13 protein-coding genes are annotated in these 14,860 nt (G+C 69.5%); 2 read left to right on the top strand and 11 right to left on the bottom strand.

The genetic code is table 11. The features are described 5' to 3' along the window. The first annotated feature begins 32 nt into the window (after window positions 1-32). Entirely contained in the window at window positions 33-386 is a 354-nt protein-coding gene (locus L3078_RS36665) for a cupin domain-containing protein (protein ID WP_215449549.1), read from the top strand. 104 nt (window positions 387-490) lie between these two features. Here L3078_RS36665 and L3078_RS36660 read toward each other — a convergent pair whose 3' ends face one another. The 8 genes from L3078_RS36660 to solA all read right to left on the bottom strand — a co-directional run bounded on the left by L3078_RS36660 (window position 491) and on the right by solA (window position 9,295). Further along, complete coding sequence (locus tag L3078_RS36660; protein ID WP_239758231.1) at window positions 491-1,474, bottom strand: D-2-hydroxyacid dehydrogenase; 984 nt, start codon at window positions 1,472-1,474, stop codon at window positions 491-493. A gap of 1 nt (window position 1,475) precedes the next feature. Further along, window positions 1,476-2,927 (bottom strand): NAD-dependent succinate-semialdehyde dehydrogenase, encoded by a 1,452-nt coding sequence (locus L3078_RS36655; protein WP_239758229.1) that lies wholly within the window; start codon window positions 2,925-2,927, stop codon window positions 1,476-1,478. 38 nt (window positions 2,928-2,965) lie between these two features. After that, window positions 2,966-4,246: an NAD(P)/FAD-dependent oxidoreductase gene (locus L3078_RS36650; protein WP_239758227.1), complete on the bottom strand. Its 1,281-nt coding sequence runs from the start codon at window positions 4,244-4,246 to the stop codon at window positions 2,966-2,968. Window positions 4,247-4,506: 260 nt separating this feature from the next. Continuing rightward, window positions 4,507-5,274, bottom strand: a complete 768-nt coding sequence (locus L3078_RS36645; RefSeq protein ID WP_275593196.1) for an amino acid ABC transporter ATP-binding protein — start codon at window positions 5,272-5,274, stop codon at window positions 4,507-4,509. After that, window positions 5,271-6,230 (bottom strand): amino acid ABC transporter permease, encoded by a 960-nt coding sequence (locus L3078_RS36640; protein WP_239758225.1) that lies wholly within the window; start codon window positions 6,228-6,230, stop codon window positions 5,271-5,273. Before L3078_RS36640 ends, L3078_RS36645 begins: the two co-directional genes overlap by 4 nt. A gap of 1 nt (window position 6,231) precedes the next feature. Then, window positions 6,232-7,200: an ABC transporter substrate-binding protein gene (locus L3078_RS36635; protein ID WP_239758223.1), complete on the bottom strand. Its 969-nt coding sequence runs from the start codon at window positions 7,198-7,200 to the stop codon at window positions 6,232-6,234. Window positions 7,201-7,346: 146 nt separating this feature from the next. Next, the gene (locus tag L3078_RS36630) at window positions 7,347-8,027 is read right to left on the bottom strand and encodes a haloacid dehalogenase type II (protein ID WP_239758222.1); all 681 of its coding nucleotides are present in this window, start codon (window positions 8,025-8,027) and stop codon (window positions 7,347-7,349) included. Window positions 8,028-8,158: 131 nt separating this feature from the next. Next, a complete protein-coding gene (solA, locus tag L3078_RS36625) occupies window positions 8,159-9,295 on the bottom strand; it encodes an N-methyl-L-tryptophan oxidase (protein WP_239758221.1) in 1,137 nt (378 codons plus the stop codon). Window positions 9,296-9,519: 224 nt separating this feature from the next. Between solA and L3078_RS36620 the strand changes: the two genes are divergently transcribed. Further along, a complete protein-coding gene (locus L3078_RS36620; RefSeq protein WP_476756139.1) occupies window positions 9,520-11,199 on the top strand; it encodes a PucR family transcriptional regulator in 1,680 nt (559 codons plus the stop codon). Between the two features lie 50 nt (window positions 11,200-11,249). Here L3078_RS36620 and L3078_RS36615 read toward each other — a convergent pair whose 3' ends face one another. The 3 genes from L3078_RS36615 to L3078_RS36605 all read right to left on the bottom strand — a co-directional run bounded on the left by L3078_RS36615 (window position 11,250) and on the right by L3078_RS36605 (window position 14,784). Continuing rightward, the gene (locus L3078_RS36615) at window positions 11,250-12,308 is read right to left on the bottom strand and encodes a tartrate dehydrogenase (protein ID WP_239758220.1); all 1,059 of its coding nucleotides are present in this window, start codon (window positions 12,306-12,308) and stop codon (window positions 11,250-11,252) included. A gap of 73 nt (window positions 12,309-12,381) precedes the next feature. Beyond that, a complete protein-coding gene (locus L3078_RS36610; RefSeq protein ID WP_239758219.1) occupies window positions 12,382-13,266 on the bottom strand; it encodes a LysR family transcriptional regulator in 885 nt (294 codons plus the stop codon). Between the two features lie 249 nt (window positions 13,267-13,515). Beyond that, a complete protein-coding gene (locus L3078_RS36605) occupies window positions 13,516-14,784 on the bottom strand; it encodes an aspartate aminotransferase family protein (protein ID WP_239758218.1) in 1,269 nt (422 codons plus the stop codon). Between the last annotated feature and the right edge of the window lie 76 nt (window positions 14,785-14,860).

The raw sequence follows: 14,860 nt of genomic DNA, 5'->3' as shown, positions 1-14,860 counted from the left end.
TCGTCGTTGTCACATCCAGTAGAGGAAAAGAAATGTCACTCCTGAAGACCATCGATCCCAACCCCTCCTTCGCGCCCCAGGAGTCCGGCCCGCTGCCGGAGCGCCTGATTTCCGGCGACCCGACCTACAAGACCTGGGCCCAGGACGCCGCCCGCGGGGAAACGATCAAAACGGGCGTCTGGGAAGCCACGCCCGGCGAGACGCACTCGATCAAGGGCGAGCTCTTCGAGTTCTGCCACATCCTTTCCGGCGTCATCGAACTCACACCGGAAGGCGGCGAGCCGGTGGTCTACAAGGCAGGCGACAGCTTTGTCATGAAGCCGGGCTACGTCGGTGTCTGGAAGACCATCGAAACCGTGCGCAAGATCTACCTGACCGTTTCGTAGGCCCGGCTCGGCGCAGCGGTACGGGGTAGTCGGAGAGAGAAAAGGCGAGTAGCACGCGCCCCGACCGGTTTTGCGTCACCGGTCGGGGCGCGTGCTACTCGCCTTCAGGCTGGGGGCGTGTCGTCGACCACGTATCCGCGCCGCTTGTCCACCACGTTGCGCAGCGGCCGGCCCTCGATGTGCCGGGCGAAGTTGTCGAGGAACACCTCGATGAGCGCCTCCCGCTCGCTGGTGGTCTCGCCCGCCGTGTGCGGGGAGACGATCACGCCGGGCATGTCCCACAGTGGTGATCCGGCAGGCAGCGGTTCTTGAGCGAACACGTCCAGGGCCGCTCCGGCGAGCCGTCCGGCGGCGAGGTGGTCGACCAGCGCCTCCTCGTCGACGAGTCCGCCCCGGCCCACGTTGATCAGCCGCGCCCCCGGCTTCATGGCGGCGAGCACGGGGGCGTCGACCATGCCCCGGGTGCCCTGGGTGAGGGGCGCGGCCAGGACGACGTAGTCCGCTTCTGTCAGGGCGGAGCGCAGGGTCGTCGCACCGTGCACAGTGCCGAAGTCGGGATCGTCCGAGCGGGACTCGCGGCCCGCACCGCTCACCCGCATCCCGACGGCGCGCAGCAGGCGGGCGATGGCCCGGCCGATCGGCCCCGTCCCCCAGACCAGCGCGGTGCGTCCGGTGATGCCGTCACTGGGGCGCGGACGCCACTCGCGGCGCCGCTGGTGCTCCCACGTGCCGGGGAAGTCCTTGGCGAGGGCGAGGATCAGGCCCAGGACGTACTCGGCCGTCGGCTGCTCGTAGACCCCGCGGGCGTTGGTCAGGACAACCTGCGGATCGTCCACCAGGGCGGGGAACAGCAAGGAGTCCACGCCTGCGGACGACGCGTGGACCCAGCGGGGCGCCTTCTGCGGATCATCGGGCCATGCCTCCCGGATGGCCGGGGTGATGGTCACCCAGGCCAGGAGGACGTCCGCGCCGGGGAGGAGGTAGGGCAGTTCCTCCTCCGTGGCGTAGACGGTGTCGGCGAGGCCTTCGATGCGGGCGGTGGCGGGGGGCCGGTTGCCGCGGTAGAGGACGACGAGTCGCTCGCGCATGTCAGGCTCCGACGGGGACGGCCATGTACTTGTACTCCAGGAACTCGTCGATGCCGACGAGTCCGCCTTCGCGGCCGAGGCCGGACTGCTTGACGCCGCCGAAAGGCGCGGCGGGGTTGGAGACCAGTCCGGTGTTGATGCCGATCATGCCGCTTTCGAGACGTTCGGCGACCCGCAGGGCACGGTCGAGGTTCTGGGTGAACAGGTAGGCGGCCAGACCGAATTCGGTGTCGTTGGCGACGGCGACGACCTCGTCCTCGGTCTCGAAGGTGCGGATCGCGGCGACGGGGCCGAAGATCTCGGAGTCGATGATCGCGGCGTCGGGGGCGATGCCGGTGAGGACGGTGGGCGGGTAGAAGCAGCCCGGCCCTTCGGGGAGTTCACCACCGGTCAGGACGGTGGCACCGCGCTTGACCGCGTCCTGCACCAGGTCGTGCGCTTTGCTGCGGCCGGCGAGGTCGATGAGGGGGCCGACGTCGATGCCGGGTTCGGTGCCGGGCCCGACGGTGAGGGCGGCCATACGCGCGGTGAGGCGCTGGGCGAACTCGTCGGCGACGGAGGTGTGGACGAAGATGCGGTTGGCCGCACAGCAGGACTCGCCCATGTTGCGCATCTTGGCGACCATGGTGCCCTCGACGGCGGTGTCGAGGTCGGCGTCCTCGAAGACGATGAGCGGTGCGTTGCCGCCCAGTTCCATGGAGGTGCGGATGACAGTGTCGGCGCACTGGGCCAGCAGGATCCGCCCGACCTGGGTGGAGCCGGTGAAGGAGAGCTTGCGGATCTTCCCGCCGCGAAGGAGGGGTTCGACGACGCCGGCGGCGTCGGTGGTGGTGACGATGTTCAGCACCCCGGCCGGCAGGCCCGCTTCGGTGAGGATCTCCGCCAGGGCGAGGCTGGTCAGGGGGGTCTGGGGGGCGGGTTTGAGGACGATGGTGCAGCCGGCGGCGATGGCGGGGCCGATCTTGCGGGTGCCCATCGCCAGGGGGAAGTTCCAGGGGGTGATGAGCAGGCAGGGGCCGACGGGCTGACGGGCGACCAGCAGCCGGTTCCTGCCGTCCGGGGCGGTCATCATGCCGCCGTCGATACGGACGGCTTCCTCGGAGAACCAGCGGAAGAACTCCGCGCCGTAGGCGACCTCGGCACGCGCCTCGGCCAGGGGCTTGCCCATCTCCAGGGTCATCAGCAGCGCGAGGTCCTCGGTGCGCGCGATGATGATGTCGTAGGCGCGGCGCAGGATCTCGCTGCGCACGCGCGGCGGGGTGGCGGCCCAGGCGGCCTGCGCGGCGACCGCCGCCTCGAGGGCACGCCGACCGTCGGCGGGTGACGCGTCGGCGACCTGGCACAGTTCCTCCCCGGTGGCCGGGTTGTCGACGGACAGGGTCCGGCCGGACTCCGCGTCCTGCCAATCGCCGCCGATGAACAGCTGCTTGGGAACATCACGGACGACAGTCATCGTGGGTACCTCCTTGTAGGTGTAGAGCTGCCGACCGGTCAGCGGATGCGGTCGAGCGTCTTGTAGTAGGCGCCCGCGAAGGGCAGGAACCAGGCAGTGCCGTTGTAGAGGGGGATGCGGGGCGGGGCGATGTCGCGGACGGGGCTGACCTCGGGGTGGCCGTCCATCACCTCGGCCATGACCTGCCCCATGTGGGTGGCCATCTGCACGCCGTGACCGGCGTATCCCAGGGAGTAGTAGACGCCGTCCTCGGTCTGCCCGGCGTGCACGATGCGGTCCATGGCGAAGCCGACGGAGCCGCCCCACACGTACTCGATCCTGGTGCGGGAGAGCTGCGGGAAGATCTCGCACATCTCACGGAACAGAACGGCCCCGCTCTTCTTGTCCGAGGTGGGGTCGGACGGGGCGAAACGGGCACGGCCGCCGAACAGCAGCCGGTTGTCCGGGGTGAGCCGGAAGTAGTGGCAGACCTTGTTGGAGTCGACGATGAGGCGGGCCTTGGGGATGATGTCCCGGGCCAGCTGCTCGCCGAGCGGCTCGGTGACGATGATGAAGCTGCCCACGCAGACCTGCTGCCGGCGCAGCCAGGGGAAGTTCTTGTCGGTGTAGGCGTCGGTGGCCATCATGACCTGCCCGGCACGGATGACACCGCGCTCGGTGCTGACCTCGAACCGGCCGGCGGCGGTACGCCGCACGCCGATGGCCGCGTTGCGCTCGTGGATCTCGACACCGGTGCGCTCGCACGCCTCGGCCATACCGCGCACGAAGCGGCCGACGTGCAGGGCCGCGCTGAACGGGTCGAGCAGGCCGCCGTGGTAGGCGTCGGATCCGATCTCGGAACGCAGCTCGGCCTTGCCGATCAGAGTGGTCTCGTGTCCGAAGTGCTTGGCCAGGAGGCGCTGTTGGGCCTTCTTGCTCTCGAAGTGGGCGGGGCGGGACGCGACACCCAGGCGTCCTACGCGGCGGAACTGGCAGTCGATGGACTCCTCGTTCACGAGCCGCTCGACGGTGTCCACGGCCTCGCCGTAGGAGTTGTAGATCTCGCGGGCCCGTTCGAGTCCGTACCGGCGGATGGCCTGGCTCACGCCGATGGTGAAGCCCAGGTTCGCCATGCCGCCGTTGCGGGCGGAGGCACCGGAGCCGATCTGGCCCTTCTCGACGAGGGTGACGCGGGCGCCCTTGCGGGCGGAGTGCAGGGCGGTGGACAGACCCGTCAGGCCGGCGCCGACGACCACCACGTCGGTGTCCTCGGTCACCGGCTTGCCGGATCGGTCGGGAAACGCCCCGGCGGTTTCTATCCAGTAGGGAATCGTCTTCATGTCGGGTCCTTAGCGGGGAGTTTCGAAGGAGGCGCGGCCGGGCAGCACCAGGTGCCCGGCCGACGGCGATGTCGGGTGCGAGGGCGGGGACGCCAGGGCGATGAGGACCGCGGCGACGGCTGTGACAGTCGGGGCCACGTCGAGACGGCGGGCGTCGGAGACCAGGGACCGGCAGGGCGCGGGTGTCACGTTCACCGCGGTCGGTCAGCTGCTCCTGCAGCCTCGCTGCCGGAGCCGCTGCCACCTGTCCGTGTCACTGCCTACAGCACTCTTTCGAGGAAGGCCTGGGTTCGTTTCTCACGGGGGTTGCCCAGGACTTCGCGGGCATCGCCGCGTTCGACGGCGATGCCTTCGTCCATGAAGAGCACTTCGTCGGCGACCTCGCGGGCGAAGCCCATCTCGTGGGTGACGAGCAGCATGGTCATTCCGTTGCCGGCGAGGTCGCGCATGACGGCGAGTACCTCACCCACGCGCTCGGGGTCCAACGCGCTGGTGGGTTCGTCGAACAGCATGATGGTGGGTTCCATCGCCAGCGCGCGGGCGATGGCCACGCGCTGCTGCTGGCCGCCGGAAAGCTGGGCGGGGTACTTGTGGCCGCAGCCCTTGAGGCCGACCTTGGCCAGCAGCTCTTGTGCCTGCTCCCGGCAGGTGGCGCGGTCCTTCTTCTGCACCAGCACCGGTCCGGACATGACATTGCTTTCGGCGGTCATGTTGGGGAACAGGTTGAACTGCTGGAACACCATGCCGATGCGGGCGCGTTGCTCGGCCAGCCGTTTCGGGCGGACGGCGTGGTAGGCGTCGTCCTTCTCGACGTAGCCGAAGTCCTCTCCGTTGACCTTGAGGACTCCGCGGTCGACGGGCTCCAGACCGTTGATACACCGCAGCAGGGTGGATTTGCCGGATCCGCTGGGCCCGATGATGCAGGAGATCTCCCCGGCCGCGACGGTCAGGTCGATGTCACGCAGAACCTGGTGACGTCCGAAGCTCTTGCACAGCTTGCGTGCGACGATCGTTCCGTCGGCGTTCACAGCAGGGACTCCCTCGTGGTGGGAACGGGCTGGCCCGCCCCCGGCCCGGCCGGCGTGGCGGCCGGGGTCAGCCGCGTCCTGGTCGAGCGGGAGAAACGGCGCTCGATCATGGACTGCGGCACGCTCAGCGCCAGCGTCATGATCAGGTACCAGAGGCTGGCCACGATCAGCAGCGGGATCGTCTGGTAGTTGCGGGCGTAGATCGACTGTGCGCTGTTCAGCAGGTCGGCGACGCCGAGCACGCTCACCAGCGAGGTCTCCTTGAGCATGCCGATCACCTGGTTACCGGTGGCCGGGATGACCGCCGGCATGGTCTGCGGGATGATCACACGCCGGAGCTTGGTGAACCCCGACATGCCCAAGGACTCCGCCGCCTCGTGCTGTCCCCGGGGAACCGAGGCGAACCCGCCGCGGATGATCTCCGACATGTACGCGGCCTGGTTCAGCGTCAGCCCCACCACGGCCGCGGTCATCGGCGTCATGATCGCGTTCACGTTCACCGGCGTGGAGATGTCGGTGAACGGGACACCGATGGAGATGTTCGGGTACAGCGCCGCGATGTTGAACCAGAAGATCAGCTGCACCAGCACCGGGGTGCCGCGGAAGAAGGCGATGTAGAGCTGGGCCAGCCCGGAGACGGGCCGCAGGTGCGACATCCGCATCACCGCCAGCACCAGCCCCAGCAGCGTTCCCAGAGCCATGCTCGCCACGGTCAGGAGGAGCGTGATCAGCAGGCCGTTGAGGATGGTCTCGGTGGTGAAGTAGCTGAACACCACCGGCCAGCGATAGTTCTCGTTCGTCACCACGGTCCACACCAGACCGGCGACGATCGCGATCGCGACGGCCCAGGCCACGTAGTCGCGCGGACGTTTCGGCGTGATCCGCTTCTTTTCTTCGGCCAGTAGTGGTGACACCGGTCGGCTCCTGGTCTTCGTACCGATCAGATCCGTGGACATGTCAGTCCTGCGGGACGGCCATGGCCGCGGTCTTGATCCCGAGGTCCTTCAGACCCCAGCGGCCCAGCGCCTCGGTGTACTTGGGGTCGTCGATGATCGACTGGATGGCAGCCTGCACCGCGGGGGTCAGCGGCGAGTCCTTCTTCAGCGCGACGGTCGCGCGCTTGGTGGCCACCAGGGGCTTGAGGACGTCGAACGTCTTGGGCTGCTGTTCGGCCGCCCACCCGAGCGAGACGAAGTCGTACATCACCGCGTCGACCCGCTTGGAGACCAGCTGGGTCAGCGCGTCGTTCACGCTGGGCAGGGTCACCGACTTGATGGCCGGCTTGCCCTTGCTCGTACAGTCCTGCTCGGACAGCTGGGGCAGCCACTGGAGCTCCGCGGTGCTGCCGGAGGGTACGGCGACGCGGTGCCCGCACAGCGTGTGGGTGCTCAGCTTCTGCGGGTTGCCGTAAGGGACGGACACGCCGGTCCCGGAGTTGATGTAGTCCACCATGTCGAGCACCTTCAGCCGGTCGCTGGTGGCACCCATGGTGGAGGCGGTGAAGTCGTACCGGTTGGCTTGCAGTCCGGTGATGATGGTGTCGAACTTGACGTTGTTGATCTGGAGTTTCAGGCCGAGCTTGGCGGCGATCAGCCGCGACATGTCCGGGTTGAACCCGATCGGCGTCTTGTTGTCCGATGCCATGAACGTGGTGGGCGGGTAGGCCAGGTCCATGGCCACCGAGAGCGTGCCCTTGGCCTTCACCGCCGCGGGCAGCAGCTTCACCGCCTTCGCGTCCGGCGTCACGCCCACCGAGATGTCGTCGGTGTGCTCGGCCGACGCGCCGGATCCCCCGCCCTGCGTCGTGCTCTTCGCCTCCGCGTTCTGTGCCGTGCCGGTCGCCCCGCACGCGGCGAGCGCGAGGGCCAGGGCGGTGGTGACGATCGGGATGCTCAGGTGCCTGTTGACCTGCATAGCGGCGGCCACGGCGCCTGCGGTGCGGAATACGTTTCTGGGGCCTGTCCGGTTGGTTTCCATGGCGGTGCCTCCTGGGGTATGGGGATACGGGAATCCGTGATGCGGGGACGACGTGCGGATCGGCGGGGGGCGGGTGAGCGGGTGCGCGTCGCGCGTCAGATGCCCAGCATCTGGTTGAGTTCGTCCAGGGACTTGACGGTCACGTAGTCGTAGCCGTGGGTGACCGGGTCGCAGCCGCGGTCCAGCAGGACGAGGTTGCGGAAGCCCATGTCGTGCATCGGCATCAGGTCGTAGCGGGTGTGCGAGGACACGTGGACGAAGTCCTCGGGGGCCGCGTCGAGCTGGTCGAGCATGTACTCGAACGCGGCGTAGCGGGGCTTGTAGTAGCCGGCCTGCTCCGCGGTGAAGACCGCGTGGAAGTCCGCACCGAGCCGGGGCACGCTCTCCGCGAGGAAGGAGTCGTCGGCGTTGGAGAGGATCACCAGCTTGTAGTTCTCGCCCATCTTCTTCAGGGGTTCCGGCACGTCGGCGTGCGGGCCCCAGCTGCGCACGCCGTCGGCGAGCCGCTTGCCCGCGTCCGGGGCCGCCTCGATGCACCACTTGCGGCAGACCCGCTCGAAGGCGGCCTGCAGCGTCTGCTCGTAGGGGTAGTACTTGTCGAGGATCGAGTCGTAGCGGTAGCCGCGGAACTCCTTGACGAACTGGTCCCAGTGCTCGGCCTGGATCTGGTCACCGACGAGCTCACGTGTGATGGGGGTCATCGGCCACTCGATCAACGTGCCGTAGCAGTCGAACGAGACGTACTTCGGGCGGAACTGGAACGAGGGAATGGGCATGGAAGTGCTCCACTTCTTGCGTCGGGGAACGAGGCCGGGGAACGAGTCAGGGCCGGCGCGGCCCTTTTTGGGCATGCTCACGACAGAGACGTCAGGAGTGGGGGGGTGATGACGTCGACAACCGCCGAAGATCAGGCGGCGCCGACTTCTGCCGGAGCCAGGAAGTCGACAGGGTGCCGCGTGGTGCCGTCGAGCGCCAGGTCGGCGGCGATCTCTCCCATCGCGGGCGAGAACTTGAACCCGCTGCCGGAGAACCCGGCCATGACGATGATGTCGTCCTCGCCGGGGAGATGGCCGACGAGCGGGTTTCCGGACTCCGTGTAGCCCTCCATGTAGGCCGACATCCTGATGGGGTCGGGGTTCAGGTCGGGCATGAGTTCACCGATGAGCTCGCGGAAGACACCGAGTTCTTCGGGGCGGACGGTGCGGTCGAGCCGATCGGGCTCGGGCACCGGCGCATGGTATTTGAAGGAGAGACCGAGCTTGACGGAGATGCCGTCGGGCGACGGGATTCCGAAGCAGTCGTGGGGTGCGGCGCGCACGAAGGAAGGGGCACCACCCGCGAACCAGTCGTAGCGGGTGGGCAGGTGCCAGGAGCAGACCACCCGGCGGACGTCGACGGTCCGGGGGAGGTCCGGGATCAGGGTGTTGATCCAGGGACCCACGGTCACCACGGCGGCGTCCACGTGGTCCGTGCCCAGGTCGGTCACGACCCGCACCCCGCCGCCCGCCGCGGGGACGACCTCGCGCACTGTGGTGTAGCGGTGCAGCCGGGCGCCCAGTTGCTCGGCACGGGCGGCGGCGGCTTGGATCGATGCCTCCGGCCTGATGACGGCGCCCAACCGGTCGAGGAGAGCGGTGTGTCCGTCCGGGAGCCGGTGCTGGGGGTGGCGGCGGGCCAGTTCCTCCCGGTCCAGGACCTCGTGATCCAGCCTGTGGGCGGCGCTGGTGGACAGGAGGAGGCGCATGGACGGTGAGGCGGTCTCTCCCATCACGAGGCTGCCGCTGCGGCGTCGCAGTGGCAGGCCCGTCTCCGCCTGGAGCTGCTCCCACATCCGGTCCGCCAGCCGCAGCAGCGGGATGTAGCCCGGCTCGCCGAGGTGGGCGGCTCGGTAGATACGGCTCTCGCCCCCGGCCGCGCCGCGGTCGTGACCCGGTGCGTAGCGGTCGTAGCCGATGACCTCGGCTCCGCGGGCGGCCAGTCGCCACATGGCCTGGCTGCCCATGCTGCCGGCACCGATCACGGCGACGCGCTTCGGGACGCGCATGAGGTCGCTCCTCTCGATGGTGTGGTGGGTGGCAGTCGGGCCCCAGCACTGTCCGGAAACCGTGCGGACCTTCGCGGTTCGCGTCCTGCTGGGGATGGCGTTCACTCTCCGCCCGGGGGAAGCTGCGGGGCAACCCACACTGTGTTCCGCCTCGCGGCCTTCTTGAGACGGTCTGTCACTGCGGACGACCGGGCGGCGCCAAAGCCGGTCCCCCTCTTGTCACGATGAGTGGCCGATGCGAAGGTGAGCCCCATTCCCCTCGGATGAAAGCACCACCTATGCCACCCAGACGTCACGCAACCGGCCACTTCCCCACACTTCGGGAGGTACTGCGCCTGCCCGTGCTCGCCGAAGGGATGCCTCGCGTGCTGGCAGGCGAGGCCCGGCTGGACAGCCCGGTGCGCTGGGTGCATGTCACCGAGCTGCTCAACCCCGCCGATTTCCTGGAGGGCGGCGAGCTGGTACTGACGACCGGCAAGCCGCATCCCGAGAACTCCTCCGAGCTGCGCGGTTACGTCGACCAGCTCGCGGACGTCGGCGCGGCCGGCCTGATCGTGGAGCTCGGTTACCGCTACCAGAAGGTGCCCCAGGAGCTGGTGGCGGCGTGCCGTGCCCGTGATGTGCCGCTGGTCGAGCTGGCCCGTGGCGTCCGGTTCATCGACGTCACGCACACGGTGCACGCGCTCATCCTCGACGCCCAGGGAGCCCTGCTGCGCCGCGGGCGGGACATCCAGGACATCTTCACGGCCCTGACGCTGCGGGGCGCGGACCCCGAGGAACTGGTGCACACCACTGCGGAGCTCACCGGAGCCCCCGTGGTGCTGGAAGATCTCACCCACCGGATCCTGATGTGCGAGCTGCTCGGCAGGCCGTACGAGCCGGTGGTGTCGGCCTGGTCGCGGCGATCACGGGCCGCCCCGACGCCGGAGAGGATCACGCCGAGCGGCCCGGAGGGGTGGCTGATCGCGCCGGTGCAGGACCACCACGGCCCGTGGGGGCGGCTGGTCCTGCTGGGGGACCGGCTGAGCGCCGAGCCCGACCCGGAACACGTTTTGGTGCTGGAGCGTGCGGCGATCGCGCTGACCATGGCACGTCTGGCGGGGCAGGCCTGGTGGGAGCGCCGGGCCCACCGCTCCGTGCTGCGGGACCTGTACGAACGGCGTTTCCGCTCCCCCGCGGACGCCCGCGCCCGCGCCGAGGCACTGGGACTGCCCACCCTCGGACACCGCCTGTTCGCCGTGGTCATCCGCCACCCGTACGCCGGCACCGAGGGGGAGCACCTCGACGAACGGATCGCGAAGGCGCTGACGCACACCGGTGTCCGCGCTCTGGTCGGCGAGACGGCCCCCGGCCGCATCGGTGTCCTCATGGCTCTGGCACAGGCGAGCGCCTGGCAGCCGGTCGCCGAGCGGATCGGCCGCCTGGTCCGGGAGGAGCTCGGGCCGCGGGCAGTCGTCGCCGTCGGCCCCGGGGTGACCGACCTCGGCGGGATCGCCCGGTCGTGGCAGGAGGCGGAGCAGACGGCGGAGGCCATCACACCGGCCTCCCCCGAGCGATGGTTCTACGTCCCCGCCGACGTCCGGCTGCCGGAGTTGCTGGGCGTCCTCCGCGAGGACACCCGCCTTCAGCGGTACGCCGAACGGCAGCTGACCCGCCTCATCGAGCACGACGACCGCAACAGCGGCGATCTGCTCCCGGCACTGCGCGCCTATCTGGCGGCGGCCGGGAACAAGTCGGTCGCGGCGAAACGCGCCGGCATGTCCCGGCAGGCGTACTACCAGCGCCTGCACACCATCGAGCGGCTCCTCGGCTGCGACCTGGAGTCAGGTCTGGAGCGCACGTCCCTGCACGTCGCGGTGCTGGTTCTGGACGCGGGAGAAGCAGCGGCAGAGGGCGCGCGGTAGTCGACCGGTGGGCGGCGTCGTCCCTGCCGCCCACCGCGGAAGAACACGGCTCAGAGGAGCTCGATCAGCCTGTCGGTGAACTCGGCGGTGGTCGCGGTTCCGCCCAGGTCACGCGTGCGGGTATCGGTCTTGGCCAGGGCCGACGCGATCGCGTCCGTGATGTCTCTGGCCGCGGCTGGATGGCCGAGGTGGTCGAGCATCATGGCCGCGGACCAGATCGCGCCCACCGGGTTGGCGATGCCCTGGCCCGCGATGTCGGGCGCTGAGCCGTGTACCGGCTCGAACATCGAGGGGAAGTCGCCCTCGGGGTTGAGGTTGGCCGCCGGGGCGATCCCGATGGATCCGGCGACCGCGGCCGCGAGGTCGCTGAGGATGTCGCCGAAGAGGTTGGAGGCGACGACGACGTCGAAGCGGGCGGGGTCGAGGACGAACTTGGCCGCCAGCGCGTCGATGTGCTCCTGGTCCCAGGTGACGCCGGGGTGGTCGGCGGCCCGCTCGGCGATCAGCTCGTCCCAGAACGGCATGGTGTGAATGATGCCGTTGGACTTGGTCGCGGACGTGAGCTTCCCTCGGCGGCGGGCGGCGAGCGAGAACGCGTAGTCGGCGATACGGGTGACCCCGGCCCGGGTGAACACCGCTTCCTGGACTGCCAGCTCCTCCGGCGTGCCCTGGTTCAGCCGTCCGCCGATCTCGCTGTACTCACCCTCGGCGTTCTCCCGCACGATGACGAGATCGACCTCGCCCGGCTGTGCGCCGCGCACCGGACTGTCGATGCCTGCGAAGACGCGGACGGGCCGGAGGTTGACGTACTGGCGGAAGCTGCGCCGTATCGGGATCAGCAACCCCCACAGCGAGACATGGTCCGGCACTCCCGGGTAGCCGACGGCGCCCAGCAGGATCGCGTCCTTGTCGCGCAGCTGGTCGATCCCGTCGGCGGGCATCATCGCGCCCTCCCGCAGGTACCGCTCGCACGACCAGTCGTACGACGTGTAGGACAGGCTGAAGCCGTGGCGGCGGCCGAGAACATCGAGCACCTGCTGTGCTGGGGGCAGTACCTCGGCGCCGATGCCGTCGCCGGGGATCAAAGCAATGCGGTGATTGGTCGTCATGCCGTCGATTGCAGCAAGGCGGTCCGCGGGGCGTCCAAGACGCAAAGCGGATATCCCTTATAGGGGGCGCCTATCAGCTGCCGGAAGCCGAGATGGCGGCCGTGACGAACGCGGCAGCCGCCGGCGACAGGCGGCCACGGCGGCTGACGAGAGCGATGTCCAAGGTGCTCTCCGGCTCGATGTCCAGGACGCGGGCGCCCAGCTGCCGGGCGAGGTCCCGCCAGGAATCCATGACCACCGCGAGCCCGACCCCGGCCAACACCAGGGGCATGAGCGACACCCGGTGCTCGGTCTCGGCGGCGACGGTGAACTCGATGCCCTGTTCCCGCAGCGCGTCGACGTAGGCGCGCATCCCGGTACCCGGCTGCCCGACGATCAGTCGCTGACCGGCAAGCTCCTGGCACCCCACCGCCGTCCGATCAGCGAACGGGCCGTCGGCCGGCACCATCAGCACAAAGCGCTGCCGCCCCAGCGCATGGCAGACGACCTCCTTGTCGGAGAACGGCCCGGCGGACGCCAGGAGCCCCAGTTCCACGGCACCCGTGCGCACCATGTCGATCACATCACGCGAGGTGAACGCCGCTTTGATGGCCACGGAGACGCCGGGATACCGGTGGCTGAAGGCGCTCACCAGACTCGTCAGCGGCTCCACCGCCTGCGACGGCACGGACGCCACGTCCAGGCGCCCCTCCCGCAGCTCATGCACCGCCGCGACACTGGCCCGCGCCGTCTCCAGACTCCGCACGGCCTCCCGGGCAGGCTCGATCAGAGCCCTTCCGGCCTCCGTCAGCACTGCCCTACGCCCGATGCGGTGGAACAACTCGGAACCGAGATCACGCTCCAGTGCGCGCACGGCCTGCGACAGCGACGGCTGCGACACGTACAGAGCCGAGGCCGCACGGTTGAACCCCCCACGGTCAACGATCGCGAGGAAGTACTCCAGCTGCCGAATGTCCATTGCGCACCCTCTGCCCCTCAGCAAAGCAGCCGAGACTCGATGGTCCCGACCATGGTCGCGTGAAGGACCGCCTCGACGAAGCACGGACCCCCGCTGCGGTCACCGTTTCTGTCACCGCAGCGGGGCCACGGCCGATCGAGGCGGTCGTCGCCACCAGGCGGACCGTCGCCGCGGTGACGACCGCGCAGGAGCCCTCGGTGCGCGCAGGCCGGGTGCGGCCGGTAAGGACGGCACCCCGGCCCGGTCACGTCATCGCGGCGCCGCTCCCGATGTACCGGCCTCCACCGCGGCCGCCCATGCCTGGAGTCCCTGGTCCACCGCCGTCTCGTCGATCACCAGGGCCGGGATCATCCGCACGACCTGGTTCCAGGCGCCGCACAGAAGCAGGAGAAGGCCCTGGTCGACAGCGGCACGCTGCACGCGGGCGGCCGTCTCGGGGTCCGGACCGCCGTCCTCGGTGACGAACTCGGTGGCGAGCATGAGCCCGAGGCCGCGTACGTCGCCGATGCCTGCGGTCCGGTCGGCCACCGCCTCCAGGCCCTGGCGCAGGCGCTTGCCCATGGCCTCGGCGTTCTCGACGAGCCGCTCGTCGCGGACGACGTCGAGGGTGGCGCAGGCCGCGGCGCAGGCGACGGCGTTGGCGCCGTACGTACCGCCCTGCGAGCCGGGCCACGCCTTGGTCATCAGCTCCTCGGAGGCGGCGATACCTGACAGCGGGAAGCCGCTGGCCAGGCCCTTCGCGGTGACGAGGACGTCGGGCGTGACGCCGAAGTGGTCGTGACCCCAGAAGCGGCCGGTGCGGCCGACGCCCGTCTGTACCTCGTCGAGGATCAGCAGGAAGCCGTGGCGGTCCGCCCGCTCCCGCAGACCCTCCATGAAAGCGCGGTTGGCGGGGACGTATCCACCCTCGCCGAGCACCGGCTCGACGATGATCGCGGCCGTGTCGGCGGGCGAGGAGATCGTCTGGAGCGTGTAGTCCAGCTCCTTCAGGGCGAAGCGGGTCGCGGTCTCCTCGTCCCAGCCGTACCGGTACGCAGACGGGAACGGAGTGACGACGACACCGCTCATCAGCGGGGAGAAGCCGGACCGGAAGCGGGTGCCGGAGGTCGTCATGGAGGCGGCGGCGACCGTACGGCCGTGGAAGCCACCGTGGCAGACCAGGATGTTCGGCCGACCGGTGGCCTGCCGGGCCAGCCGCAGTGCCGCCTCCACGGCCTCACTTCCGGAGTTGGTGAAGAACAGGCTGTCGAGCCCCTCGGGCAGGACCTCGCCCAGCTTGTCGACCAGCCGCCGCAGCGGCTGGTGCATGACGGTCGTGTACTGCCCGTGGACGAGGGTGCCCACCTGTTCCTGGGCGGCCGCCACGACCTTGGGGTGGCAGTGGCCGGTGCTGGTCACGCCGATGCCGGCGGTGAAGTCGAGGTAGCGGCGGCCGTCATCACCGTAGAGGTGGACGCCCTCTCCCCGGACCGCCACCACGGGCGTGGCCTGGCGAAGGTGCGGCGACAGTGCAGTCATGTTCGTCTCCCGGCGGGTCGTCGGTCTGGCTCCGGTCCGGTCGAGCATCTCCGCGTACCTCGACGACGCCAATGCT

The organism is Streptomyces deccanensis (assembly GCF_022385335.1).
GTDB classification, from domain to species: domain Bacteria; phylum Actinomycetota; class Actinomycetes; order Streptomycetales; family Streptomycetaceae; genus Streptomyces; species Streptomyces deccanensis.
The sequence above is the reverse complement of the archived record's forward strand: the minus strand, read 5'-3'. Positions and strand labels throughout refer to the sequence as shown.